The following is a 24,354-nucleotide window of genomic DNA, read 5'->3' on the forward strand; positions in this document are numbered from 1 at the left end:
GCTGGCGTTCCTGGCCAAGTAGTCGCGCGGCCCGGCTGCCGCCCGGGGCCCCGCCCCGGGTGGGGCGCGGGGCCGCGGCGGCCGGCGCCCACCCCACCCCGCGCCGGGCGCCCCCCCCCCCCCCCGCCCCGCTGGGGCACCGGCCCCGCTGCTTGGTTTCCCCCCGAGTGGGGGGGGCCCGCCGGGGGGCGGCCACCCCTCAGTCACGCTCTGTCGGCCAGCGAGGCGAAGCCTCAGTGGCCCTGTTCGTCTCGCCGGCGCTGCCAGCGCTCCTCGATGCGGTCCATCATCGAACGTTTCGGCCGACCCTGGCGGCGGGCCTGCGGCCCTGCCGCGGGCTGCTCGCCGGGCTTGGGGGCCTTGCGCCAGCCGGTGACGGCGAGGACCGCGCAGCCCAGCATGACGAGGAAGCCCACCACGCTGACCCAGATCTGCTGTGCGACCATTCCGGCCATGAGGAGAGCGATACCCACGAGGAAGCCTGCGACCGCCTGGTAGACCCGGCGCCGGGTGAACGTCCGCAGCCCGTTTCCCTCAAGCGCTGTCGCGAACTTGGGGTCTTCGGCGTACAGCGCTCGCTCCATCTGCTCAAGCATTCGCTGCTCGTGCTCCGAGAGCGGCACGGCGTCCTCCTCATCGTGCAGTCGCCGGGGCGACCCGGGGGGTCCCTTCAGGATAGGCAGGGAATCGCCCCCGTGAAACCCGCCCCTCTAGGCCAATTGGCCAACCGGAAACCGCCATGACGGTTCTGGCTCGCTGAGGCTTCCATTCCCCAGCGGCCGACCCGTCATGCCGGGCGATCTCCCTCGATCATACGGCGCAAACCCCTCGATCGGGGGGCCTGTGGCGTACTCCATCCGCTGCCGAGCCCCTGATCAGCGGGCTCGTCCCAGGAGAATCTCAGACCTCGGTGGCACCCGGTGTCTCGCCGAGCACATGCAACTGGGTCGCGACGGCGTGGAAGGCGGGGAGTTCCGCCGCGGCGGCCTCCAGCTTGAGCAGGGCGTCGAGGGCGCCGGGCTCGGTGTCCACCAGGACGCCGGGGACCAGGTCGGCGAAGACCCGCACGCCGTGCACGGCGGCGACGGCCAGGCCCGCGCCCTCGACCAGGGCGGTGAGCTGGTCGGCGGTGAACCGGCGGGGCATCGGGTCGCCGCTGCCCCAGCGGCCGTCGGGATCCTCCAGGGCCTGCTTGGCCTCCTTGAAGTGGCCGGCGAGGGCGCGGGCGACCACGGCCCCGCCGAGCCCGGCGGCGAGCAGGCTGAGGACGCCCTCGGAGCGCAGCGCGGCCACCGTGTTGCGCACGCCCTCGGCCGGGTCGTCGACGTACTCCAGGACACCGTGGCACAGCACCACGTCGTGGCCGCCGCGCTCGACCACGTCGAACAGGCCGAGGACGTCGCCCTGGACGCCCTTGACCCGGTCGGCCACGCCGGCCTCGGCGGCGCGGCGCTCCAACGCGAACAGCGCGTTGGGGCTGGGGTCGACGACGGTGACGCGGTGGCCGAGACGGGCCAGGGGGACGGCGAAGTTGCCGCTGCCGCCGCCGGTGTCCAGGACGTCCAGCGCGTCCCGGCCGGTGGCCTTGACCCGGCGGTCGAGGGCGTCCTGGAGGACCTCCCAGACCACGGCGGTACGGAGAGAGGCGCGGGGTCGAGTGGGGTCCGGCACGGCAGTTGACTCCTCGGCGCGGCACCGCCTGTTGCCCGGCGGCGCGAACTCGGTGCCTCCCCGGCCCGAGGTGCGGGAGGAAGGAAGGCTTCAGGCGCTCTCCACCCTATTGCCTCCGCCGCCTCGTCCCCTATTGCCTCCGCCGCCTCGCCCGGTCGTCCCGCGTCGGCGGCTCCCGTACCGGTCATCCCGTACCGGTCATCCCGCGTCGGGCAGTTCCCTCCCCCGAGCGCCGGCCGGCCGCTCCGCGTCCTCCCGTCGCGCCTGTGGCAGCACCGGCTGGAGGACGAGCATCCGCTCGACGATGCGGAGAAACATCGCCACGTCGCGTATGAGGTCGTCGGCGTCCCGGCGACTGGCCGCGCCCTGGATGCCGGCCTCGGCGCGGGCCCGGCGGCCGGCGCCGGAGGCGAAGAGGGCGCTCCACTCGGTGAGCTCGGGAGCGACCTCGGGGAGCACCTCCCAGGCGCTGCGGATCCGGGCCCGGCGCCGGGGCGAGGTCTCGGGGCGGGCGCGGGCGGCGAGCACGGCGGCCGCGGTGCGCAGGGCGGCCAGGTGGGCGGTCGCGTAGCGCTCGTTGGGGGTGTCGAGCAGTTCGGCCTCGTCGAGGGCGGCGCGGGCCTGGGTGAGCAGGTCGAGGGCGGCGGGCGGGGCCGTGGCCCGGCGGAGCACGGGGTGCACGTCGCTCGCCGGGCCGGTCAGTGAGGGGGCAGGGCCGGTGGCGCGGCGCCGGTGGGCGGCGGCCGCTGACGAGTTGGCCATGACGAACCTCCTGTCGTCTGAGTGACGGCGCCCTCACACGGGGTGCCGTATGTGCCCATCGTGAGGTACGGCACTGACAATCCGTTCTGACCTGGACTTTTGCTTCGATCGTAGGTTCGGAGTAGTTTTTGCACTGACCAGTCAGTTCAAAAACAACGCCACAGGGGGGAACCTGTGCACGGCGTACCTGTCACGGCCGAGGGCCTCGGGCTCAAGGGGCCGCGCGGCTGGGCGTTCCGGGGGATCTCCCTGGACGCCGGGCCCGGCGCGCTGATCGCGGTGGAGGGCCCGTCCGGCTCCGGCCGCACCTGTCTGCTGCTCGCGCTCACCGGCCGGATGAGGACCACCGAGGGCATCGCGACCGTCGGCGAGGCCCGGCTGCCCAGACAGCTCGCGGCGGCGCGGCGGATCAGCGCGGTGGCCAACGTGGCCGGGGTCACCGACCTCGAACCCGCCCTGACCGTCGGCGAGCACCTGCGCGAACGGGCCCTGCTGCAGCGCCGGTTCGGCGACTCCCTGCGCGCGCTGCTGCGCCCGCGCGCCATGGGGGTCCCCCCGCTCGAGCGAAGCCGAGAGTGGGGGAGCGGGGCGCGGGCACAGCAGCGCGTCGACGACGCCCTGGCCGCCGCCGGGCTCGACCTGGAGTCACTGCCGAAGGGCGCCCGGACCGCCGTACGGGACCTGGAGCGGATCGAGGCGCTGCGGCTGTCCGTGGCGCTGGCGCTGGTCGGAAGGCCGCGGCTGCTGGCCGTGGACGACGCGGACCTGAAGCTGTCGGAGTCCGAACGGGCCGAGGTGCGGGCGCTGTTGGCGTCGATCGCGGAGGCCGGGACGACGGTCGTGGCGGTGTGCGGCCAGGCGATGGCGGGGGCCGTCGTCGTGCGCACCGGGACCACGGAACCCGTCGAAGCCGGGACGGCCACGGAGGCCACCGAGAACGGGACGGCCGCGGAGGCCACGGAGAAGAAGGAGGCCAGCGATGCGCTCGCCGCGACTGGCCGCGCTTGAGCTCAGGCGCTTCGGGCGGGGCAGGCTGCCGCGCGCGGCCCTGGTGGCCCTGCTGGTGCTGCCGCTGCTGTACGGCGCGCTGTACCTGTGGTCGTTCTGGGATCCGTACGGCCGCCTCGACCGCGTTCCCGTGGCACTCGTGAACGACGACAAGGGGGCGACGGCGAGCGGCGAGCGGCTCACCGCGGGCGACGACATCGTCGCCGGGCTCAAGGACAGCAGGACCTTCGACTGGCACGAGGTGAGCGCCGCCGAGGCGCGCCGGGGCGTCGAGAACGGCACGTACTACCTGTCGCTGACCATGCCCGCCGACTTCAGCGCGCGCATCGCCTCCAGCGCGGGTGACACCCCGGAGACCGGCGCGCTCCAGGTGCGTACGAACGACGCGAACAACTACATCGTCGGGCAGATCTCGCGCACGGTCTTCAACGAGGTGCGCTCGGCCGCGTCCACCAAGGCGTCCCGGTCGTTCCTGGACCGGATCTTCATCTCGTTCGCCGACATCCACGGGCAGACAGTGAAGGCCGCCGAGGGCGCCGACACGCTCACCGGTGGCATCGGGAAGGCCGAGAAGGGGTCCAAGGACCTCGCGGACGGTCTGAAGGACGCCAAGACCGGCAGCGGCAAACTCGCCAAGGGGATCAAGAAGCTCGACACGGGCGCCGGGACGCTGGCGGAGGGCTCCCAGCAGGTCGCGGACGGCACCCAGACCCTGGCGGACCAGGTCGACGGGGTCTACGCCGAGGTCGGCCCGTACCTGGCGAAGAACGAGAAGACCATCGGTGACACGGCGCGGTTGGTCGCCGACTCGGCCCAGACGGTCCGGGACAACCTGGGCGTCCTGGTGAAGACCGCTCCGGCCGCCGCGAAGACCGCCCACGCCGCCGCCGGCACGCTGGACGAGGTCTATGCGGCGCGCTGCTCGGCGGAGCCGCTGACGGACCCGGTCTGCCCCGACCTGAAGAAGGCCGGGGACGCGGCCGACGACGTGGCCGCGGTCGCCGACGACCTGAACACGCTGATCGCCGACCAGAACGGCGACCTCAAGACGCTCGACGCGAACCTCGGGACGCTCCAGACCCAGGCGCAGGCCCTCGCCGACCGCGCCCCGCGCCTCTCCGAGGACGTCGCCGACGCCGTCGCGAAGATCGACAAGCTGAACGAGGGCGCGGCCCGGGTGGCTGCGGGCGCCGCGAAGCTGCACACCGGGCTCGGTACGGCCACCACCGGCGCCACGAGCCTCGACGCGGGCATCGGCAGGCTGAAGACCGGCGCCTACGACCTCAGCGGCGGGATGTACAAGCTCGCCGACGGCTCCAGCACGCTCGCCGGCGGCCTGCACGACGGCGCGGCGAAGATCCCCGACTACGACGAGCAGGACCGTGATCAGCGCACCGGGGTGATGTCCGACCCGGTCCAGCTCGCCTCGCAGGACCTGCACAAGGCGCCCAACTACGGCACCGGGTTCGCCCCGTACTTCATCCCGCTGTCCCTGTGGGTCGGCGCGATGGTGGCCTACATGCTGATCCAGCCGCTCAACCGGCGTGCCCTGGCGGCCGGTTCGGCGGCCTGGCGGATCGCGCTGGCGGGCTGGCTGCCGGTGGTCGCGGTCGGCGTGCTGCAGACGGCCGCCCTGATGGCCGTACTGCACTGGGCGATCGGGCTCCAGATGGTCCACGCGGCCGGGACGGTCGGGTTCCTGTTCCTGGTGGCGGCCTGCTTCGCGGCGATCGTGCAGTGGCTGAACGCGCGCTTCGGAGCGGCGGGGCGGATCCTGGTCCTCGCCCTGCTGATGCTCCAGCTGACGTCGGCGGGCGGCACGTATCCCGTGCAGACCAGCCCGGGCTTCTTCGACGCGATCCACCCGTTCCTGCCGATGAGCTATGTCGTGGCGGCGCTGCGCCGGCTGATCACGGGCGGCGGCCTCGGACCGGTGTGGCAGGCCTGCGCCGTCCTGGTGGCGTTCACGGCGGGTGCCCTGGCGCTCACCGCGGTGTCGGCCCGGCGCCGCCAGGTGTGGACGCTGGACCGCCTGCATCCCGAGCTGAGTCTGTGAGGCCACCATGACCTCCTCCATGACCTCCTCTTCCGTACCCGCGGAGCCCTCCGTTGCTGTGAGAATCGGGACCATGGAAAGCAGCAGCACCACGGGCGGCAGCACACGCCGTGAGGCCACCCGGCAGAAGCTCTACGAAGCCGCCGTCACGCTCATCGCCGAGCAGGGCTTCTCGGCCACCACGGTGGACGAGATCGCCGAGCGGGCCGGCGTCGCGAAGGGCACCGTCTACTACAACTTCGCGAGCAAGTCGGTCCTCTTCGAGGAGCTGCTGCGGCACGGCGTGGGCCTGCTCACGGCATCCCTGCGGGACGCCGCCGAGCAGACCGCGCGGGAGGGCGGCAGCAAGGTCGACGCCCTGGACGCGATGGTCCGCGCGGGTCTCGTCTTCATCGACCGCTATCCGGCCTTCACCCAGCTCTACGTGGCGGAGCTGTGGCGCACCAACCGGGCCTGGCAGTCGACGCTGATGGTGGTCAGGCAGCAGGCCGTCGCGGTCGTCGAGGGTGTGCTGCGCGAGGGCGTGGAGGGCGGCGAGTTCAGCGACGAGATCGATGTGCAGCTGACGGCGGCCGCGCTGGTCGGGATGGTGCTGGTGGCGGCGCTGGACTGGAAGTCCTTCCAGCCGGAGCGCTCCCTGGACGACGTCCACGCGGCGCTGTCCCGGCTGCTGCAGGGGCGGGTGAGCGGGAAGGGCTGAGCCCTTCCGGGACCGGAATCGGGACCGGCACGCGCGCGTGGCCGCGAGAAGGCCGCACGCGCGCGTGCACGGACGAAAGCGCCGGTCCGTGGCGGCCGCGTCCCCCGCGGGCCGCCGTCGGACCGGCGCCTTCCGTACTCCCCCGTGTTCCCCCGTGTTCCCCCGGTTTCCCGCTGTTCCCCCGGGTCCCCTCTCCCCCGTGTCTCGCTTCCGCCGACGCGAATCGGCGGAAGGAGCGGTCGAGGGCGCCGGCGCCGTTCCGCCGCCCCGTGTCGGCGGTACCGGACCTCGCGCCCCTTTCCGTGTCTCCACTCTCCCGTTCACGCAGGTCGCGGCCCATCCGCGCGCGTACTCAACTCGTCCCCTAGGTACACGTACTCAGGTGTGCGCACGCAGGCCCAGGACGTGCGGCCGCCGACTGGTTACGATCGCGTCCGTGTCGGTACTCCCCTTGGTCTTCACCAGCGGCTGGGCCAGCGGAATCAACGCCTATGCGGTGGTGCTGCTGCTCGGCCTCTTCGGCGCGACGGGCCTGAGCGACGACGTCCCCGAGACGCTGCAGCGCCCCGAGGTGCTGATCGTCGCGGGCGTGCTGTTCCTGTGCGAGGCTGTCGCCGACAAGATCCCGTACGTCGACTCGGTGTGGGACTCCGCGCACACGGTGATCCGGCCGGTGGCGGGCGCCTGGGTCGGGGCGCTGCTCGCCGGGCACAGCGGCTCGCTCTCGGACGTGGCGGCCGGGCTGGTCGGCGGTTCCACGGCCCTCGCCAGCCACACCGTGAAGGCCGGTACCCGGATGGCGATCAACACCTCGCCGGAGCCGTTCAGCAACATCGCGGTGAGCCTGGCGGAGGATCTCGGGGTCGCCGGGATCGTGACGTTCGCGATGTTCCATCCGCTCCCGGCGGCGATCATCGCGGGTGTGCTGCTGGCCACCGGTCTGATCGTGCTGGTGTTCCTGATCTCCCGGATCCGGCGGTTCTGGCGCCGCCGCGCCCAGCGCCGGGAGGAACGGCGGCTCGCGGCGCAGGTGGGACCGCCGCCCGGCTGACAGCCCGCCGGACCGGACTCGCCGGACCGGGCTGTCAGTGGCGGTCGATAAAGTCGCGGGCATGGGACGGATTGCGGTGATCGGCGCCGGGATGGGCGCCATGGCGGCGGCCGCCCGGCTGGCCGTGGCGGGCCACCGGGTGACGGTGTACGAGCGGACGGACACGTACGGCGGCGGGGTGGGCCGGTTCGAGCGGGACGGGTTCGCCTTCGACACCGGACCGGGGCTGCTGACGCTGCCCGCCGTGTACCGCGACCTGTTCGTCAAGACCGGCAAGGAGCCGCTGGAGGACTGCGTCGAGCTGGTCCAGGTGGACCCGTCGGCCCGGCACGTCTTCGCCGACGGCACCGAGGTGTCCCTGCCGAACGCGTCCCGCGCGGGCGTCGTGACCGCCCTGGACGAGGCGCTCGGGGCCGGCGCCGGGCAGCGCTGGGGCGACTTCCTGGTGCGGGCCCGGGAGGCCTGGGACCGCACCCGGCGCCCCCTCCTGGAGGAGCCGCTGTGGCCGAACTGGCAGGTGCTGGCCGAGCGCGAGCCGTATCCGTCGGTGCCGCACAAGAAGCTGCTGCGCACCCGCCGGGCGGCCACGCTCGCCGAGATCGGCGCCTGGGAGCTGCGCGACGAGCGGCTCGCCGCCCTCCTGAACAGCCACGCGCTCGCCCATGGCCTCAACCCCCGGGACACGCCGGCGAGCGCGGCCGTGCTGCCGTATCTGGAGCATGCCTTCGGGACCTGGTATGTGCGCGGTGGCACCAGGGAGTTGGCGCGTGCGGTGTACGAGCGGTGCGTGCGCCGGAGAGTGGAGTTCGTGTTCGGCGCCGAGGTCACGGCGGTGCTGGCGAAGGACGGCCGCGCGGCGGGGGTGGAGCTGGCCGACGGCGGTGTGATCGACGTGGACCAGGTGGTGGCCGGGGTGGATCCGGTGCGGCTAGACGCCCTCACCCGGCGCACGGGGTGCCCGCTGGACGCCGACGGCGATGTCCGGGCCGACCTGCGGTCTCCTCGTCCGGGCCGCTTCACCGTGCTGCTCGCGCTGCGTGGCGGGCCCGAGGCCGGTGCCGCGCACCGCACGGTCGTGCACGCCCCGGACGAGGAGACCGAGCTGGACCTGCTGGCCTCGCCCGGCGGCGACCTGCCGGTGCGCCCCACCGTGACGGTGCTGCGCCCCGACGACCCTGCGCTCAGACCGGACGACGGCCACGAGTCCGTGGTGCTGTCCGCGGTGCTGTCGGCCGAGGCCGGCTGGGAGCGGGAGAGCACCGCCCGGGCCTGCACGGACTTCCTCCTGGAAGCCGCCGAGGCCGCCGTCCCGGGGCTGCGGGAGCGCCTGCTCTGGCACGAGACACGGCAGCCGGAACCGGGCACGGAGACCGCCGGGTCCGGGGGGATCTCCGCTCCCGCCCTCGCCGCCGGCCGGGGCCGTTTCCTGCACCCGGCCAACTCCACCCGGCTGCCGGGCCTTTACCGGGTGGGCGGCTGGTCGCACCCCGGCGGCGGGCTGCCGCACGCGGGCATGTCGGGCGCGCTGGTGGCGGGACTGATCGTGGAGGGACCGGAGTTCCGCGGCTCGCAGTGAGCCGGGTGCTCCGGGAGCGGGAGCGCCTCAGAAACGGTACTGCTGCTCGTCGTACCCGTTGCCCTGCTGGCCCTGCTGCTGCCCCTGCCCGTCGCCCTGGCCCTGGCCCTGGCCCTGGCCCTGGTAGGGGTACTGCTGCTCCTGCGGGAGTTCGCCACCGTAGGTCTCGTCGCCGCGCTGCTGCGGGACCCAGACACCGCCCGCAGGGGTCTCGCCGTAGCCGCCGGTGCCGTTGTCGTACTGGCCCTGGGCGTAGCCCTGCTGGTCGTACTGCTGGGTGCCGTACGACGACTGGTCGTACCCGGCGCCGCCGTAGGTCTGGTTGTTGCCGATGTACGGGTCGGAGTAGTTCGCGTACTGCTGCTGGGCGCCCGTGTCGTAGCCGTACTGCTGCTGGCCGTAGCCGGAGTAGTCGTAGGCGTAGTTCTGGTCGGTGCCCTGGGCGGCGTAGGCCTGGTCCTGGCCGGCGGTCGCGTAGGCGGCCTGCTGGTCGCCGGTGGCGGCGTAGCCGGAGTCGCGGTAGACGCCGTAGGAGCCGGTGTCCTCGGGCATCGGCTGCGGCTCGTACACCGCGGTGGACTCGGCCGCGCCGGGCTCCATGGTGCGGGCCGCCGGGGTGAAGACGTCGTCACGCTCGTAGTCGTCACCGCCGTAGGACGGCATACTGCCCGTGGCGTAGGCGCCCTGCTGCTCGGCGTAGGCGGCGTCGGCCGCGTCCGGGTCGGTGGCCTCCAGGCCCGGGTCCTCGTCCGGCTCGCCGCGGCGGCGCTTGGTCAGGCCGCCGTCACCGTCCGTGCCGGGGCGCTTGACCGCCCAGCCGGCCTCGAAGCCGCGGCGGAACGACAGCGTGACGTACGTCTGGCCGACCGCGAACGCGATCGCACCCACACCGATCACGATGACCGACGGGATCAGGACGCCGAAGACGACCCCGAGGAAGCCGACGAAGGCGAGCAGCCGCCAGCGCAGCCGCGCCTTGTACTGCAGCAGTACCTCGCCGAGCAACCACAGCGCGACGATGCCGAACGCTACGTAGAGGACCGTCCAGCCCATGTACGCCCCTCCTCCTGTGACCGCTACGCAGTGTGTCGTACTCCGGTGCGGCCGGTCTAGGCCCGCGGGGGATGGTGCAGGCCCAGGTTCTCGTAGATTTCCAGCGTGGCCGTGGAGCTGTTGAGCGTGATGAAGTGCAGTCCTGGCACTCCCTCGGCCAGCAGCCGGGCGCAGAACTCCGTGGCGTATTCGATACCGATGGAGCGTACCGCCGCCGGATCGTCTTTGGCTGTGAGGATCCGCTCTTTCAGGGCGTCCGGGAACGCGGCGTTGCTGAGTTTGGGCAGCCGTTCCAGCATCTTCACACTGGTGACAGGCAGGATTTCCGGAATGACCGGGGTCTCGCAGCCGGCCGCGACGACCCGGTCACGAAGGCGAAGGTACGACTCGGCCTGGAAGAACATCTGCGTGATGGCGTAGTCGGCGCCCGCGCGGCACTTGTCGACGAAGTGCCGGACGTCGGTGTCCCAGTCACTGGAGCGCGGGTGCATCTCCGGGAAGGCGGCGACGCCCACGCAGAAGTCTCCCGACTCCTTGATGAGCCGGACGAGTTCGGCCGCGTAGGTCAGGCCCTGCGGGTGCGCCACCCAGTCGCCCATCGGGTCGCCGGGCGGGTCGCCGCGCACCGCGAGCATGTTGCGGATCCCGGCGTCCGCGTACTGGCCGATGATGTTGCGCAGTTCGGCCAGCGAGTGGTCGACCGCGGTGAGGTGGGCGACCGGGGTGAGCGTGGTGTCGGCGACGATCTGCTCGGTCTCCTTGACCGTGCCCGCGCGGGTGGAACCGCCGGCGCCGTAGGTGACGGAGACGAAGTCGGGGGCGACCGCCTCGACCCTCCGGAGCGCGCTCCACAGGTTCCGCTCACCCTTGGGGGTCTTCGGCGCCGAGAACTCGAACGAGTACGTGGTCTTGCCGGTGGCGAGCATGTCGCGCACGGTGCGCGCGCGGTCAGTCCTGGTCGATGCGGTTCCGAGGGCCATACCCGCAGGTTAGCCAGGGGCGGACGGTCACCCAACCGAACTCGGGATATTTGCCCGAATTGTCGAGCTCGCGTCCGGATACTGGACAAGTTTCCGGACAGCCGGACGAGCGGGGAGCCTGACAGGCAGACGGTTACGCCGACCGCAGCCGCTTGGCGAACTCGGCCGCCGCCGCGCCCGGGTCGTCGGCCGCGGTGAGCGCGCGGACCACGACCACGCGACGGGCCCCCGCGTCCAGCACCTGGTCGAGATTGCCGAGGTCGATGCCGCCGATGGCGAACCAGGGGCGGTCGGTGCCGAGCGCGGCGGTGTACCGCACCAGGCCGAGGCCGGGCGCGGGGCGGCCGGGCTTGGTGGGGGTGGGCCAACAGGGGCCGGTGCAGAAGTAGTCCACGCCGTCCTGGACGGCGGCCGCGGCGGCCTCGGACTCGGCGTGCGTGGAACGGCCGATCAGGACGTCCGGGCCGAGGATCGCGCGGGCCGCCGGGACCGGCAGGTCGCCCTGGCCGAGGTGGAGCACGTCGGCGCCGGCCGCGTGGGCCACGTCGGCGCGGTCGTTGACCGCGAGCAGCTTGCCGTGCCGGGCGCAGGCGTCGGCGAACACCGCGAGGTGCTCCAGCTCCTCGGCGGCCTCCATGCCCTTGTCGCGCAGTTGCACGACGTCGACACCGCCCGCCAGGACCGCGTCCAGGAACTCCGCGAGGTCGCCCTGCTCCTTACGGGCGTCCGTGCACAGGTAGAGCCGGGCGTCGGCCAGCTGGGCGCGGGCGGTGTCGGTCATCGGTGTCCCCCGTCGATTCGGTACTGGTTGCCTCAGACGGCGAGCGCCTGGGCGCGACGCTTCACCTCCGTGCCGCGATTCTCGCTGAGCGCCTGTGCGGGGGTGCCCGGCAGGGTCTCGTCGGGAGTGAAGAGCCACTCCAGCATCTCTTCGTCCGTGAAGCCGTCGTCCCGCAGGAGCGTCAGGGTACCGGTCAGGCCCTTGACGACCTTGTCACCGTCGATGAAGGCGGCGGGGACGTGCAGTGCCTTGTTCTCACCGCGGCGGACGGCGATGAGCTGGCCCTCCTTGACCAGTTGCCGCACGCGCGTCACCTCGACGTCCATCATCTCTGCGATGTCGGGGAGGGTGAGCCAGGCGGGGACGAGAGCATCGGTCTTGGTGTCAATCTCGGTCACGGAACAAGGGTAGGCGTTCTGGCGGGTGGGCCGCGATGGGTGGTTGTTCGGGTGCGGCGCCGTGGGGGCTGGTCGCGCAGTTCCCCGCGCCCCTTTGGGGCGCGTTTCCCTCAGGGCGCTTTCAACCAGTCGTGGCGTTCTTGAGCGGATTGCCCGGGTCGGACAGGGCCTCCGGGTCCATCTGGCGGCCCGCCTCGATCAGGCGGCGGCCCTGGGCCAGGTCGCGTGGGCGGCCTACCGCCAGGAGAGCGACCAGGCGGTCCTCGCGGAGCCAGCAGACGCTCCAGGACGGGCCCGACGGGTCGCCGCGCCACACCAGGCGGTCGGCGGCGGCGTGGTGGCCCGCGTACTGGACGAAGCGGCCGAACTGTTCCGACCAGAAGTACGGGACCGGATCGTAGACCGCGTCGGACTCGCCGAGGATGTTGGCGGCGACCGTGCGCGGGCCCTGGAGGGCGTTGTCCCAGTGGTGGACCAGCAGGCGCTCGCCGTAGCGGCCGGACGGGAAGGAGGCGCAGTCGCCGACCGCGTAGACGTCCGGGGCGCTGGTGCGCAGACGGTCGTCGGCCAGCACGTCGCCGCGGGTGCCCAGCTCGATGCCGGAGCCGGTCAGCCAGGCGGTGGCGGGACGGGCGCCGATGCCGACCACGACGGCGCCGGCGGGCAGCCGCGAGCCGTCGTCGAGCAGCACCGCGCCGGGCTCGACGCCGGCCACGCGCGCGTGGGTGCGCAGTTCGGTGCCGCTGTCCGCGTACCAGGCGGTCATCGGCGCGGCGACCTCGGCCGGGAGCGCTCCCGCGAGCGGGCGGTCGGCGGCCTCCACGACCGTCACCGCGCAGCCGGCCTCGCGGGCCGCGGTGGCGAACTCGGCGCCGATCCAGCCCGCGCCGACGACCACGATGTCGTGCTGCCGGGCGAGCACCGGACGCAGCCGCTCAGCGTCGTCCAGGGTGCGCAGCAGATGGACGCCGGGCACGCCCTCGGTGCCGGGCAGCGTGATCGGCTCGGCGCCGGTGGCGAGGACCAGGACGTCGTACGGCACCGGTCCGGCCTCGGTGTCCAGCTCGTGGTCGGCGGCGCGCACGCCCAGCGCGTCGCGCCCGAGCGCCAGCTCGATGCCGAGCGCCTCGAAGTCGACCTCGAAGGCGGAGCCCTCCGACTTGCCGAGCAGCACGGCCTTGGAGAGCGGCGGCCGGTCGTACGGCTGGTGCGGCTCGGCGCCGATCAGCGTGATGGTTCCGGTGAACCCCCGCTCGCGCAGGGCGACGGCGGTCTGCACCCCGGCCATCCCCGCGCCCACGACGACCACGCGCCGCGTCTGTGACGTGCCCCGTCGCTGCGTCTGCTCGCTCACGTGATCACCATAGACAAGAACGATAGACAACTGACAAAGAGTCAGTCAGCGGTCGTGGCGAGTGACCTGTTCCACAGCGCCGTCCGAGGCATCGTCCCCAGCGCCGGCCGAGGCCGTCTTACAAGGGCGGAGCTCCGCGGGCTAGGGTGGCGGGGAAGCACACGCGGGAGCCCGGACGCACCGGGCTGAGAGGGAGGCTGGCGGCCTCCGACCGTACGAACCTGATCCGGGTCATGCCGGCGAAGGGAGGGGCTGGACGCCCATGTCCTCACGTACGTCAGACGTCCTCGTCATCGGGGGCGGAATCATCGGCCTGGTCACGGCCTGGCGAGCGGCTCAGCGCGGGCTCGACGTCACCGTGGTCGACCCGGCGCCCGGTGGCGGGGCCGCGCAGGTCGCGGCCGGGATGCTGGCCGCGGTCACCGAGCTGCACTACGGCGAGCAGACCCTGCTGGGGCTCAACCTGGCCTCCGCGCGCCGCTATCCCGGCTTCGCCGCCGAGCTGACCGAGCTCACCGGCCACGACCTCGGGTACCGGCGCTGCGGCACGCTCGCGGTCGCGCTGGACGCCGACGACCGCGCCCATCTGCGCGAGCTGCACGCCCTCCAGCAGCAGTCGGGCCTGGAGTCCGAATGGCTGTCCGGGCGGGAGTGCCGGCGCCTGGAGCCGATGCTCGCGCCGGGTGTGCGCGGCGGGCTGCGGGTCGACGGCGACCACCAGATCGACCCGCGCCGGCTGGCGGCCGCGCTGGTGGCCGCGTGCGAGCGGGCCGGGGTGGCCTTCCACCGCGACTGGGCCGAGCGCCTGGAGGTGGTACGGGGGCGGGCCGCCGGAGTCGTCACCCGGACGGGTGCGGCCCTGGGCGCCGGGCAGGTGGTGCTCGCGGGCGGCAGCCTGAGCGGGCGGCTGGCGGGCGTGCCGGACGACGTGCTGCCGCCGGTGCGGCCGGTGAAGGGGCAGGTGCTGCGGCTGACCGTGCCCGCGCGGTACGCGCCGTTCCTCAGCCGGACCGTACGGGCCGTGGTGCGCGGCGGGAACGTCTACCTGGTGCCCCGGGAGAACGGCGAGCTGGTCGTCGGCGCGACCAGCGAGGAGCTCGGCTGGGACACGACGGTCACCGCGGGCGGCGTGTACGAGCTGCTGCGCGACGCGCACGAGCTGGTCCCGGGGATCACCGAGCTGCCCCTGACCGAGACCCGGGCCGGACTGCGCCCCTGCTCCCCCGACAACGCGCCGCTGCTCGGGCCGACCCTCCTCGACGGGCTGCTGCTGGCCACCGGGCACTACCGCAACGGGGTGCTCCTCACGCCGGTCACCGGAGACGTGATGGCGGAGCTGCTGGCCGGCGGCGAGCCGCCGGAGGAGGCCCGTCCGTTCACGCCGAGGCGATTCGGCACCGTTCCCGGCGTCCTTGTGGAGCAGACCGCATGACCATCTCCGTCACCATCTCCGTCAACGGGGAGCACCGGGAGATCGCCCCGGGCACCGCTCTCGACACGCTCGTGCGGTCCCTCACCGCCGCGCCCTCCGGGGTGGCCGCGGCCGTCAACGAGACCGTCGTACCGCGCGGGCAGTGGGCGACGACCGGGCTCGCCGACGGTGACCGCGTGGAAGTCCTGACCGCCGTGCAGGGAGGCTGAGCGCCGTGGCCGACGATCCCTTCGTCCTCGGGGGTACGACGTTCTCCTCCCGGTTGATCATGGGTACCGGGGGTGCGCCCAGCCTGGAGGTGCTGGAGCGGGCGCTCGTCGCGTCCGGGACCGAGCTGACCACGGTCGCGATGCGGCGGGTGGACCCGGGGGTACGGGGCTCCGTGCTGTCGGTCCTCGACCGGCTCGGGATCCGGGTGCTGCCGAACACGGCGGGGTGCTACACCGCCGGGGAGGCCGTGCTGACGGCCCGGCTGGCGCGGGAGGCGCTGGGCACCTCGCTGATCAAGCTGGAGGTCATCGCCGACGAGCGGACCTTGCTCCCCGATCCGGTCGAGCTCCTTGACGCGGCGGAGACGCTGGTGGACGACGGGTTCACGGTGCTGCCGTACACGAACGACGATCCCGTGCTGGCCCGGAAGCTGGAGGACGTGGGGTGCGCCGCGGTGATGCCGCTGGGGTCGCCGATCGGGTCCGGGCTCGGGATCCGCAACCCGCACAACTTCCAGCTGATCGTCGAGCACGCGCGCGTGCCGGTGATCCTGGACGCGGGAGCCGGTACGGCGTCGGACGTGGCGCTGGCGATGGAGCTGGGGTGTGCCGGGGTGATGCTGGCGTCGGCGGTGACGCGGGCGCAGGATCCCGAGCGGATGGCTCACGCCATGCGGGCCGGGGTGGAGGCGGGACGGCTGGCCCGGCTGGCGGGGCGGATTCCGCGTCGGTACCTCGCCGAGGCGTCCTCTCCTGCGGAGGGCCTGGCCGTGCTGGACCCCGAGCGCCCTGCGTTCTGACCGCCGGCCCGCTCCCGTCTGCTCTCCCACCCGCGCACCACCCGTGACTGTTTGCCGAGAAGCGGGACTCTCCCGTGGGGGCCGAGCGCCGTCGGCGTCCGCGGGTCGTGGGGGGATCGGCTCCGGCGGGGGTCGCGGGTGGGTAGGTGCATATTTCAGCCAGGTGCGAAGCGTCACAGGTGCGCTGCAGTCCGCCGGGGAAAGCGGTCTCACCTGTGGGGGTGTCAGCCGGTGCTCGTACACTCGGCGGGTGGATACGACCCTTCAGGACCCCCTCGTCGGGCAGGTGCTCGACGGCCGGTATCGCGTCGACGCGCGGATCGCCGTCGGCGGGATGGCCACGGTCTACCGGGCGCTGGACGTCCGGCTGGACCGCGTGCTCGCGCTGAAGGTGATGCACCCGGCGCTCGCCGCCGACGTGTCCTTCGTGGAGCGGTTCATCCGGGAGGCCAAGTCGGTCGCCCGATTGGCCCACCCGAACGTCGTCCAGGTCTACGACCAGGGGGCCGACCGGTCGTACGTGTATCTCGCCATGGAGTACATCGCCGGCTGCACCCTGCGTGACGTGCTGCGCGAGCGCGGCGCGCTGCAGCCGCGGGCCGCACTGGACATCCTGGAGCCGGTGCTGGCCGCGCTGGGCGCCGCGCACCGCGCCGGGTTCGTGCACCGGGACATGAAGCCCGAGAACGTGTTGATAGGGGACGACGGGCGGGTCAAGGTCGCGGACTTCGGGCTGGTGCGGTCCGTGGGCAGCTCCACCAACACGACGGGGGCCGTGCTCGGGACCGTGGCCTATCTCGCGCCCGAGCAGGTCGAGAGCGGGGCCGCCGATCCGCGCGTCGACGTGTACGCGTGCGGGGTCGTGCTCTACGAGATGCTCACCGGGGAGAAGCCGCACGACGGGGACTCGCCCGCGATCATCCTGTACAAGCATCTCCACGAGGACGTGCCGGCGCCCTCCGCCGTCGTGCCGGGGCTCGCCTACGAGCTGGACGAGCTGGTCGCCCGCGGGACCGCCCGGGATCCCGGGGTGCGGCCGTACGACGCCGTCGCGCTGCTCGCCCTGCTGCGGCAGGCGCGGAGCACGCTCGGCGCCGAGCAGCTGGACGCCGTGCCGCCGCAGGCGCTGGCGCAGGCGCACGACATCGGCGAGGACCGGACCAGTGTCATACCCCGGTCGTTGACGGTGCCCCGGCCGCTGCCCGTCAACGAGGAGGACGAGCGGGCCGAGGCAGTGCTGCGGACCAGCCGGTTCGAGGCGGCGCCGGTGCCGGACCGGCGGCGCGGGGGCCGTCGGTCCCGGCGCGGGCTGCTGACGCTGGTCGTCGCCGTACTGATCGTCCTCGGCGCGGGCGCCGGCGTCTGGTACATCAACTCCGGGCAGTTCACGAAGGTCCCGCCGCTGCTGTCGAAGACCGAGACCCAGGCCACCGCACGCCTGAAGGAGGCCGGGCTGGACGTCGGGTCGGTCGAGCACGCCTACAGCGACACGGTGAAGCGGGGCACGGTGATCAGCACCGACCCGGCGGCCGGCCACCGGATCCGCAGCAACGACTCGGTGAAGCTGACCATCTCGGACGGCCCCGAGACGGTGAACGTGCCGGACGTGCAGGGGCGGACGCTGGCCAGGGCCAGGTTGCTGCTCACGGCGGACGGGCTCGCACCGGGCATGGTGACCCGGGAGTTCAGCGAGGACGTGCCCAAGGGGTCGGTCATTTCGAGCGATCCGGGGGCGGGAAGCAAGCGGCACGCGGGGACCGCGATCGCGCTCGTCGTCAGCAAGGGCGCCCCGGTCGACGTCCCGGATGTCACCGGCGACGACCTGGACGACGCCCGGCAGGAGCTGCAGGAGGCCGGGCTGAAGGTGACGGTGTCCGCCACCGAGATCAACTCCGAGTACGACCAGGGGCAGGTCGCCCAGCAGACCCCGGCGGGCGACGCGCAGGCCGCCGAGGGCGACACCGTGACGCTGACGCTGTCCAAGGGCCCGGAGCTGGTCGAGGTGCCGGACGTGGTCGGGGCCACCGTGGAGGACGCGACCAAGCTGCTGGAGCAGTCCGGTTTCCAGGTCAAGGAGAACCGCGGACTGCTGGGGCTGTTCGGCGACACCGTGAAGAAGCAGTCGGTGGACGCCGGGGAGCAGGCGCCCAAGGGGTCGACGATCACGATCACCATCCGGTGACGGGGGCCGGGCCGCGGCGTGACACCCTGGACGGGTGAAGAGCGAGCAGTCAGGGCCCTCCCGCAACCCCGTCGGCGGCCATGTCCCGGTGGCCGGCGGTCTGCACTCCGTGGGGCTCTCGTACGCCCGTGAGCTGAAGGCCGAGACCGTGCAGGTCTTCGTCGCCAACCCGCGCGGCTGGGCCACCCCGGCGGGCAGCCCGAAGCAGGACGAGGCGTTCCGCGCGGCCTGCGCGGAGGGGTCGGTCCCGGCGTACGTGCACGCCCCGTACCTGATCAACTTCGGCTCGCACACCGAGGCGACCGTGGAGAAGTCGGTGGAGTCGCTGCGGCACTCGCTGCGGCGCGGCCGGGAGATCGGGGCGCTCGGGGTGGTCGTGCACACCGGGAGCGCGACCGGCGGGCGGGCCCGGGACGTGGCGCTGAAGCAGGTACGGACGCATCTGCTGCCGCTCCTCGACGAGCTGACCCACGACGACGACCCGTTCCTGCTCCTGGAGTCCACCGCCGGACAGGGCGCCTCGCTCTGCTCGCGGACCTGGGACTTCGGCCCGTACTTCGAGGCCCTGGACGCCCACCCGAAGCTGGGCGTCTGCCTGGACACCTGTCACATCTTCGCCGCCGGGCACGACCTGACCGGGCCGAGCGGGATGCACCGGACGCTGGACCTGCTGGTGGACACCGTCGGCGAGGGGCGGCTGAAGCTGATCCACGCCAACGACTCCAAGGACGTCGTCGGCGCGCACAAGGACCGGCACGAGAACATCGGCTCCGGTCACATCGGCGAGGACCCGTTCCGGGCGCTGATGACCCACCCCGCCACCGCGGGCGTACCGCTGATCATCGAGACGCCCGGCGGCAAGGAGGGGCACGCCGCCGACGTCGAGCGCCTCAAGCGGCTCCGGGACGGCTGACACCCCTCTCCGGACCTCCGGACGCGTCACCCCACCGCCAGCGGCACCGCCGCCAGCAGCAGCCCCGCGCCGAGCAGCGCCATCGACCGGCGCAGCCAGCGGTACTTCGCCGACAGGATCACGCTGACGTCCTGGAGCTGGGTGAGCAGCCAGCCCACCTGGTCCGCCCCGGCGTCGGCGGCGGCGCGGCGCAGCGCCTCCGGGTCGATGCCGTGCAGGGCGTCGGCGTAGAAGGTCGGGCCGGGTGCCGAGCGGACCGTACGGGTGCGGGGCACGATCACCGCGAGCAGCAGCAGGCTGCCGGCCGCCCAGAGTGCCCCGCCCACCGCCAGGAAGGCCAGGGCGACGCCCGACGTGCCGGACGGCGCCCCCCTGCCGAGCACCAGCGCCGGTACCGCGACGGCGCCCGAGAGCAGGACGGACGCCTTCACGTCCGCCCTGCCCAGGTCCTCGCGAACGGTCCCCAGCAGCCGTTCGGCGACGTAGTACGCGGCGGCGTCGGGGTCGCCCGGGGTCATCGGCGCGCCTCCGGGCTGGAGTCGTCCTCCACCCCCGTCCCCTGCCCGGGGATGGCGTCCGCGGGCGGGAGCGGCGGAACCGGCGGGGGCGCGTCGGCCGGGAGCAGCGGAGGTGCGGGCGGCATCGGGGGCATGGGCGGCACCGGCAGCGAGGTCGGGGCCTGCGGCAGCGCGCCGTTCGGGAAGACGCCGGTGGAGACCGTGCGGCTGTAGTCGATGAGCGCCTGCACCTGGTCGTCGATCTGGTGGCGCTGGACGACGCCCTGGCTGATCAGGTTGGTCAGGTAGTCCAGGGCGCCCTGGCGCTGGTCGCGGGCCTGCTGCTGGAGCACGCCGAGGATCTCGGCCGCCCGGCCCGGGTCCGAGGCGAGCAGGTGGGCGTACTGGACGGTCTCGCCGGCCGTGATCAGCTTCTGGGCGTCGTCCATGTTGGCCGCGATCCGCGCCTTGGTGACGTTGTCCATGGCCTCCTGGACCACGCCGCCCTTCTCCACCGCGACCATCTGGGCCTGGTGGTCGGCGGCGGCCTGTCCGAGGTCGATGCGGACGAACACCTGGGTGGCGAGGCCCAGTTCGGCACCGAAGTCGTTCCACCGGCCGCTGGCCAGCTCGTCCTGGATGGCCTCGTCGACCTGCTGGGCCGAGTCCAGGCTGTAGCGGCGGCTGAGTCCGCGTAACCGGGCTTCCAGGGACGGGCGCAGCATCCGCTCCACGTCGACGACGCGCTTCTCGGCGGCGGTGTAGAAGTCGCGGACCTCCCAGTTGACGTCCGCTCCCGCCCTGAACTGGGCCCGGTCGCCGAGGGTGGGCAGGGCCAGCTGGAAGGAGACCTGGTGCTGGCCGCGCGCGATCCAGCACACCGAGGTCGGCCTGCCCATCAGCGGCTTGTTGAAGTGCTCGGCGCCGCGGACGGTGATGATGCTGTGCCCGCCGTTCTTGTAGTAGAGCACCGACGCCACCTGGCTGTTGCGGTGCCGGTAGGCGGCCTGCGGGGCGAACTCGCGGACGAAGGGGCCTCTGAGGTCGTGCGGCAGGACGAACTCCTCGTCCTGGGGCGGCCACGGCTGCCACTGGTTGTGCGTCATGGTGTACTCGCTCCCTCTCCCTGGGCCGCGCCCCACAGGCGGCGGACCTGCTGTTCGTTCAGTGGTTGATCGGGGTCTTCGGTGAGTTCCGTGATGAGGGCCAGCAGCCGGTTGCGGTCGTCCTGGCTGTGCACGAGAAGCGGCAGGAACCGCTCCAGCCGGTCGGCCCAGGGCTGGTCGGCCGAGCCGCGCAGCCAGTCGGACAGGGTCTCGATCGCGGCCTCGTAGGACCGCGGGGTCTGCAGCGCGGTCCACAGGAGCCCGGCGAGTTCCGGCGCGAGGGCGGGCCGGACGGCGGCCAGGGCCAGCATCAGCGGCCAGTCGCCGTAGCCCTCCAGGTCCTCGTGCTGGTTCCAGAGGTCGGTGACGGGGACGGAGGCGAGGTAGACCGTGGACTGCAGGCCGAGGTCCTGCTGGGGCCGGCGAGCGTCGGAGAGCCAGGCGCGGATCCGGCGCAGGGTCTGGGCCTCGGGGCGGGCGCCGGCGAAGTGGGCGACCTGGACCGCCGCGCCGGATCGCAGCTTGCCCTCGTCCCAGACGCCGATCCCGCCGAGCAGGTCGAGGGTCTCGCGGACGGTGTCGGTGGCCCGGCCCCGGCCGAGCACTGCCCCCGCAGTCCAGCGCAGGTGCTCGTCGCCGTAGCGGGCCCAGGAGCCGATCAGGGCGCGGATCGCGGTGCCGACCTCCGGGGAGCGCAGCGCCACGTCGAGGACGGTCGCGGCGAACAGCCGGCGGCGGGCCCGCTCGGCCTGGGCCATCGACTGGACCAGTTCGTGCACGGTGTGCGAGAGGTCGAGGCGGCACAGCTGGCCGGCCGCCACCGCGGCCCGCACCCAGACCTGGGGCCGGTCGTCCTCGCAGAGTCCGGCCAGCCAGCGCAGCACGGGTCCGCGCGCGTTGTGCCGGTGCTGCCAGAGGTGGCCGAGGACGGCCGGGGCGAGGGCCTCGCCGCCGAACCGCACGGTGCGCACCGGGACCTCCTCGGTGCCGACCTCCTCGGTGCCGAGTTCGGCGACCGCGCGGGCGGAGACCAGCCGGGCGTCGACGCCGTCGCTGAACAGCGGGCGGCCGGGGGTGGCCTCGGGGTCGACGGTGACGGCCAGTTCCCAGGCGAGCACCTCGGCGGCCTCGGCGACGGCGCTGAGCGAGGCTCCGTCGAGGACGGCGACGGCGATCCGGTAGGCCGCGTCCCGCAGCCGCTCCGGGGTCTCGGAGCGGACCCCGCCGGCGAACCACTCGGCGGCCTGGTTCTCGGCGAACTTCCGGCATTCGGCGAGGAGTTCGTCGTGGGTGAGTTCGTCCCTGGTGTGCCGGGCGAGGAGCCGCGCGTAGTGGGCGGCCTCCGCGGGCCGCAGTTCGTCGAGTCCGCGTGCCTCCAGGACGTCGGGGTCCAGGGCGGTGGCCCGGGCCCGCTCGTACAGCTCGGGGGCCTTGTCGGCCAGTTCGACGGCGAGGTGGCCCTCGAGTACGGCGGTCTGGGGGGCCGGGGTGTGGGCGCGGTAGTAGCGGCCGCTGCGGGAGAGCACGTCTCCGGGTTCGGGGGCGGCCAGCAGGACCGCGTACGCGTCCTTCTCGCCGAGCAGTTGGCAGAGCCGGTCGAGGCCGGTCTCGTCCGGTAACCCGGTGGCGCTCGGCTCCAGGGCGTAGCCGTGGCCGTCGCTGATCTGGTCGTCGTCGAGTCGGTCCAGGTCGGTGCGCGGGTCGAGCCGCGAGACCCGGCCGCCGGTCAGGCCGTCCAGCAGGGACAGGGCGGTGTAGGCGCGGCCGGTGCCGGGCTGGCCGTAGAGCACCAGGAGGCGTCCGTCGCGCAGTTGCTCGCGGTGTTCGGCGTAGTCCGCCGGTTCCTGGAAGACCTGGCGCAGTCTGCGCAGCTGGTCCTCCGGGAGCGGGCCGGCGAGGACGCGTTCGGCCGCCTGCCGGCTGTAGAAGTTCATGGTGCCGACGGATCCGGAGCTGATGAGGGTGCCGGTGCCGTGCTGGCTCACGGTCGAGCGGTAGATCCGGGAGGCGGCGGCCGCCGCGCCGGGCAGCGCCTCCTCGCCGAGCGGGTCGGCGTTCGAGCCGCCGATGACGTCGGCCTTCTCCGGCTCGGGCGCGCCGCCGGGCTCGGCGCCCTGCGGCTTGTCCGGCTCGGCCTTCTGCTGCGGCTGCGGTTGCTGCGGCGGTTTCGGGCCGCCCGGGGGCGGTGGGTTCTGGGCGTTCACCGGCCACCGCCGCGGCGGTCGATGTTGAGGGTCTCGATGCGTTCGGCGGCGATGACCTCTCCGTCGCCGTGCTGGTGGATGTTCTGGACGAAGCGGCCCATGGTGTCGGTGGCGGCCGGCGGCCGCGGCGGGGTGCCCGCCTTCGTGTCTTCCGCACCGGCCGGCGCGGTCGCCTCGGCCGGCTCGGGCGCCGCCGCCTCTGCCGACTCTGGCGGCTCGGGTGGCGCGGGCCGGCCGGGGACCCTGAACCAGGCGGTGGTGCGGCCCTCCTTGAGGTCCACGTCGTGCCGGCGGTAGTGCTCGGGGTCCACCCAGCGCCCGCCGGGCAGCACGAAGTCCTCGTGCACGCGGTCGGAGACGGCCACCACCAGGGGCGCGTCGGCCGCGGCCGCGAGGATCGCCTTCGTGGTGCCGCAGTCGCACAGCCGGCAGGCCAGGTCGACGGCGCGCCCGGAGCGGCCGTAGGCGTCGGGCGTGACCCGGCCGATGTGCAGTCCCACCCGCAGCCGCAGCGGCTTCCTGAGGTCCCGGTTGCTCTCCCGGAGGTTCTGGTGGAGCTGCTCCACCCACTCCCCCACGATCCGGGCGGGCGGCACGTCGGGCGCCAGCACGCTGAGGATGCCGTCGCCGCGGTCCTCCTGGTAGAGGCGCGGCGGGCGGATGCCCGCCTGTTCGAAGGCGGTGCCCGTGACGTCGTAGAGTCTGCGCCGCATCTCGGGTTTCTCGGTGTCGGACAGCAGGCCCGAGCCCTGCGCGTCCACGTTGACGATGAAGCCGTACGCGGCTTCCCCCTCCATCGTTCTCTCCTCCCTGCCGTCCCGCCGGACCGTCGGCCCCTCGACTGCGATGGTCGCGGAGCCGGACGGTCGCCGCTGTAGCCGTTTACACAGCGCGGGACGCGTGCTTGTCAGGTCTCCGTGCCGTGTGGTTGTCCGGCGGCGAGCAGGCGGAGCGGGTCCAGGTCGGCCACGGCCAGGGTGCCGGGGCCGGTGCGGACCAGGCCCTGTTCCCGTAACAGGCGCAGGGCCTTGGCGACGGCCTCGCGGGTGGAGCCCACGGACGCGGCCAGTTCGTGCTGCGCGAGCGGCAGCCGTATGGTCACGGCCTCGTTCTCCGGCCGGCCGGTGCGGTCGGCCAGTTCGACCAGGCGCTCGGCGAGCCGTTGCAGCACGGTCATGGAGGCCAGGGCCCGGCGCTCGTGGTCCGCGCTGCGCAGCCGCTCGGTGAGCTGGTTCATCATCAGCGCGTTGGCGTGCGGCCGGGAGGCGAGGAACCGCCGGAACCGCTCGCCGGGCACGACCAGTCCGGTCACCTGGCCGAGGGTGCTCACCGAGGCGCTGCGCGGGCGGCCGTCGAGCGCCGCCATGTCGCCGACGACCTCGCCGGCCCGGCGCAGCGCCAGGATCAGCCGGCCACCGCGCTCGGTCGGCGTCCACACCGTGCACCAGCCGCTGAGCAGGACCACCGCGAACGTGGTGCGGTCGCCTTCCGCGACGACCGTCTCGTACGGCGGGTACTCGTGCCGGGTGCCGAGTCCCGCCAGTGCCTCCCGGTCCCCCGAACCGAGGCCACCCATGAAGGTATGCCGCTCTCCGAACAGCCCCACCGTCGTCCCCCGACC

At 73.4% G+C, this 24,354-nt stretch carries 23 protein-coding genes and 1 riboswitch; of the genes, 10 read left to right on the forward strand and 13 right to left on the reverse strand.

Annotated elements, in window-relative coordinates:
• Window positions 1-233 precede the first annotated feature (233 nt).
• The 3 genes from ACFWPQ_RS40240 to ACFWPQ_RS40250 form a co-directional block, all read right to left on the reverse strand.
• Window positions 234-623 (reverse strand): DUF3040 domain-containing protein, encoded by a 390-nt coding sequence (locus tag ACFWPQ_RS40240; protein ID WP_361283556.1) that lies wholly within the window; start codon window positions 621-623, stop codon window positions 234-236.
• 277 nt (window positions 624-900) lie between these two features.
• Window positions 901-1,671, reverse strand: a complete 771-nt coding sequence (locus tag ACFWPQ_RS40245) for a methyltransferase (RefSeq protein ID WP_361283553.1) — start codon at window positions 1,669-1,671, stop codon at window positions 901-903.
• Window positions 1,672-1,869: 198 nt separating this feature from the next.
• Complete coding sequence (locus tag ACFWPQ_RS40250; RefSeq protein ID WP_384046501.1) at window positions 1,870-2,433, reverse strand: SAV_6107 family HEPN domain-containing protein; 564 nt, start codon at window positions 2,431-2,433, stop codon at window positions 1,870-1,872.
• Window positions 2,434-2,607: 174 nt separating this feature from the next.
• On the opposite strand from ACFWPQ_RS40250, the gene ACFWPQ_RS40255 reads away from it, so the two are divergent.
• The 5 genes from ACFWPQ_RS40255 to ACFWPQ_RS40275 all read left to right on the forward strand — a co-directional run bounded on the left by ACFWPQ_RS40255 (window position 2,608) and on the right by ACFWPQ_RS40275 (window position 8,824).
• Window positions 2,608-3,441, forward strand: a complete 834-nt coding sequence (locus ACFWPQ_RS40255; RefSeq protein ID WP_384046504.1) for an ATP-binding cassette domain-containing protein — start codon at window positions 2,608-2,610, stop codon at window positions 3,439-3,441.
• On the forward strand, window positions 3,413-5,497 hold the full coding sequence (locus tag ACFWPQ_RS40260) for a YhgE/Pip family protein (protein ID WP_384046507.1): 2,085 nt from the start codon (window positions 3,413-3,415) through the stop codon (window positions 5,495-5,497). Before ACFWPQ_RS40255 ends, ACFWPQ_RS40260 begins: the two co-directional genes overlap by 29 nt.
• Before the next feature lie 73 nt (window positions 5,498-5,570).
• Window positions 5,571-6,197: a TetR/AcrR family transcriptional regulator gene (locus ACFWPQ_RS40265; RefSeq protein ID WP_361283541.1), complete on the forward strand. Its 627-nt coding sequence runs from the start codon at window positions 5,571-5,573 to the stop codon at window positions 6,195-6,197.
• A 436-nt stretch (window positions 6,198-6,633) separates the two neighbouring features.
• Window positions 6,634-7,248, forward strand: a complete 615-nt coding sequence (locus ACFWPQ_RS40270; protein WP_384046510.1) for a DUF4126 domain-containing protein — start codon at window positions 6,634-6,636, stop codon at window positions 7,246-7,248.
• Between the two features lie 61 nt (window positions 7,249-7,309).
• Window positions 7,310-8,824 (forward strand): phytoene desaturase family protein, encoded by a 1,515-nt coding sequence (locus ACFWPQ_RS40275; RefSeq protein WP_384046514.1) that lies wholly within the window; start codon window positions 7,310-7,312, stop codon window positions 8,822-8,824.
• Between the two features lie 27 nt (window positions 8,825-8,851).
• Here the strand turns inward: ACFWPQ_RS40275 and ACFWPQ_RS40280 are convergent, their stop codons facing one another.
• From ACFWPQ_RS40280 to ACFWPQ_RS40300, 5 genes are all read right to left on the reverse strand, one after another.
• Entirely contained in the window at window positions 8,852-9,877 is a 1,026-nt protein-coding gene (locus ACFWPQ_RS40280) for a hypothetical protein (protein ID WP_384046517.1), read from the reverse strand.
• A 56-nt stretch (window positions 9,878-9,933) separates the two neighbouring features.
• Window positions 9,934-10,857, reverse strand: a complete 924-nt coding sequence (metF, locus tag ACFWPQ_RS40285; protein ID WP_384046520.1) for a methylenetetrahydrofolate reductase [NAD(P)H] — start codon at window positions 10,855-10,857, stop codon at window positions 9,934-9,936.
• A 133-nt stretch (window positions 10,858-10,990) separates the two neighbouring features.
• Window positions 10,991-11,638, reverse strand: a complete 648-nt coding sequence (gene thiE / locus ACFWPQ_RS40290) for a thiamine phosphate synthase (RefSeq protein WP_361283526.1) — start codon at window positions 11,636-11,638, stop codon at window positions 10,991-10,993.
• Between the two features lie 32 nt (window positions 11,639-11,670).
• Window positions 11,671-12,036 carry an Rv2175c family DNA-binding protein gene (locus ACFWPQ_RS40295; protein WP_384046523.1) on the reverse strand — a complete coding sequence of 122 codons (366 nt, stop codon included), beginning with the start codon at window positions 12,034-12,036 and terminating at the stop codon, window positions 11,671-11,673.
• Between the two features lie 121 nt (window positions 12,037-12,157).
• Entirely contained in the window at window positions 12,158-13,390 is a 1,233-nt protein-coding gene (locus tag ACFWPQ_RS40300; RefSeq protein ID WP_384046526.1) for an NAD(P)/FAD-dependent oxidoreductase, read from the reverse strand.
• 153 nt (window positions 13,391-13,543) lie between these two features.
• Window positions 13,544-13,655, forward strand: a riboswitch (TPP riboswitch).
• On the opposite strand from ACFWPQ_RS40300, the gene thiO reads away from it, so the two are divergent.
• From thiO to ACFWPQ_RS40325, 5 genes are all read left to right on the forward strand, one after another.
• Window positions 13,653-14,822, forward strand: coding sequence for a glycine oxidase ThiO (thiO, locus tag ACFWPQ_RS40305; protein ID WP_384046529.1), 1,170 nt, complete (start codon window positions 13,653-13,655; stop codon window positions 14,820-14,822). Its footprint overlaps the riboswitch before it by 3 nt.
• Window positions 14,819-15,031, forward strand: a complete 213-nt coding sequence (thiS, locus tag ACFWPQ_RS40310; RefSeq protein WP_384046532.1) for a sulfur carrier protein ThiS — start codon at window positions 14,819-14,821, stop codon at window positions 15,029-15,031. The genes thiO and thiS overlap by 4 nt, the downstream gene beginning before the upstream one ends.
• A gap of 5 nt (window positions 15,032-15,036) precedes the next feature.
• Complete coding sequence (locus ACFWPQ_RS40315; RefSeq protein WP_361283518.1) at window positions 15,037-15,831, forward strand: thiazole synthase; 795 nt, start codon at window positions 15,037-15,039, stop codon at window positions 15,829-15,831.
• 250 nt (window positions 15,832-16,081) lie between these two features.
• Window positions 16,082-18,013, forward strand: coding sequence for a Stk1 family PASTA domain-containing Ser/Thr kinase (pknB, locus tag ACFWPQ_RS40320; RefSeq protein ID WP_384046535.1), 1,932 nt, complete (start codon window positions 16,082-16,084; stop codon window positions 18,011-18,013).
• Between the two features lie 34 nt (window positions 18,014-18,047).
• Entirely contained in the window at window positions 18,048-18,926 is an 879-nt protein-coding gene (locus tag ACFWPQ_RS40325) for a deoxyribonuclease IV (protein ID WP_361283514.1), read from the forward strand.
• A gap of 26 nt (window positions 18,927-18,952) precedes the next feature.
• Here the strand turns inward: ACFWPQ_RS40325 and ACFWPQ_RS40330 are convergent, their stop codons facing one another.
• The 5 genes from ACFWPQ_RS40330 to ACFWPQ_RS40350 form a co-directional block, all read right to left on the reverse strand.
• Window positions 18,953-19,444, reverse strand: a complete 492-nt coding sequence (locus tag ACFWPQ_RS40330; protein ID WP_361283512.1) for a Pycsar system effector family protein — start codon at window positions 19,442-19,444, stop codon at window positions 18,953-18,955.
• Window positions 19,441-20,529 carry a hypothetical protein gene (locus ACFWPQ_RS40335; protein WP_384046540.1) on the reverse strand — a complete coding sequence of 363 codons (1,089 nt, stop codon included), beginning with the start codon at window positions 20,527-20,529 and terminating at the stop codon, window positions 19,441-19,443. Before ACFWPQ_RS40335 ends, ACFWPQ_RS40330 begins: the two co-directional genes overlap by 4 nt.
• Window positions 20,526-22,733: a hypothetical protein gene (locus ACFWPQ_RS40340; RefSeq protein ID WP_384046543.1), complete on the reverse strand. Its 2,208-nt coding sequence runs from the start codon at window positions 22,731-22,733 to the stop codon at window positions 20,526-20,528. Before ACFWPQ_RS40340 ends, ACFWPQ_RS40335 begins: the two co-directional genes overlap by 4 nt.
• On the reverse strand, window positions 22,730-23,530 hold the full coding sequence (locus ACFWPQ_RS40345; protein WP_384046546.1) for a hypothetical protein: 801 nt from the start codon (window positions 23,528-23,530) through the stop codon (window positions 22,730-22,732). Before ACFWPQ_RS40345 ends, ACFWPQ_RS40340 begins: the two co-directional genes overlap by 4 nt.
• A 110-nt stretch (window positions 23,531-23,640) precedes the next feature.
• Window positions 23,641-24,309, reverse strand: a complete 669-nt coding sequence (locus ACFWPQ_RS40350; RefSeq protein WP_384046549.1) for a Crp/Fnr family transcriptional regulator — start codon at window positions 24,307-24,309, stop codon at window positions 23,641-23,643.
• Window positions 24,310-24,354: the final 45 nt, after the last annotated feature.

The sequence above is a fragment of the Streptomyces sp. NPDC058464 genome, assembly GCF_042721035.1.
Classification (GTDB): domain Bacteria; phylum Actinomycetota; class Actinomycetes; order Streptomycetales; family Streptomycetaceae; genus Streptomyces.

Excerpts from the sequence above, each read along its gene's own strand:
- ACFWPQ_RS40250 (WP_384046501.1), bottom strand. The coding sequence starts at position 2,433 with ATGGCCAACTCGTCAGCGGCCGCCGCCCACCGGCGCCGCGCCACCGGC.
- metF (WP_384046520.1), bottom strand. The coding sequence starts at position 10,857 with ATGGCCCTCGGAACCGCATCGACCAGGACTGACCGCGCGCGCACCGTG.
- thiE (WP_361283526.1), bottom strand. The coding sequence starts at position 11,638 with ATGACCGACACCGCCCGCGCCCAGCTGGCCGACGCCCGGCTCTACCTG.
- ACFWPQ_RS40265 (WP_361283541.1), top strand. The coding sequence starts at position 5,571 with ATGGAAAGCAGCAGCACCACGGGCGGCAGCACACGCCGTGAGGCCACC.
- ACFWPQ_RS40330 (WP_361283512.1), bottom strand. The coding sequence starts at position 19,444 with ATGACCCCGGGCGACCCCGACGCCGCCGCGTACTACGTCGCCGAACGG.
- ACFWPQ_RS40275 (WP_384046514.1), top strand. The coding sequence starts at position 7,310 with ATGGGACGGATTGCGGTGATCGGCGCCGGGATGGGCGCCATGGCGGCG.
- thiO (WP_384046529.1), top strand. The coding sequence starts at position 13,653 with ATGTCCTCACGTACGTCAGACGTCCTCGTCATCGGGGGCGGAATCATC.
- ACFWPQ_RS40345 (WP_384046546.1), bottom strand. The coding sequence starts at position 23,530 with ATGGAGGGGGAAGCCGCGTACGGCTTCATCGTCAACGTGGACGCGCAG.
- ACFWPQ_RS40260 (WP_384046507.1), top strand. The coding sequence starts at position 3,413 with ATGCGCTCGCCGCGACTGGCCGCGCTTGAGCTCAGGCGCTTCGGGCGG.
- ACFWPQ_RS40350 (WP_384046549.1), bottom strand. The coding sequence starts at position 24,309 with ATGGGTGGCCTCGGTTCGGGGGACCGGGAGGCACTGGCGGGACTCGGC.
- thiS (WP_384046532.1), top strand. The coding sequence starts at position 14,819 with ATGACCATCTCCGTCACCATCTCCGTCAACGGGGAGCACCGGGAGATC.
- ACFWPQ_RS40335 (WP_384046540.1), bottom strand. The coding sequence starts at position 20,529 with ATGACGCACAACCAGTGGCAGCCGTGGCCGCCCCAGGACGAGGAGTTC.
- ACFWPQ_RS40280 (WP_384046517.1), bottom strand. The coding sequence starts at position 9,877 with ATGGGCTGGACGGTCCTCTACGTAGCGTTCGGCATCGTCGCGCTGTGG.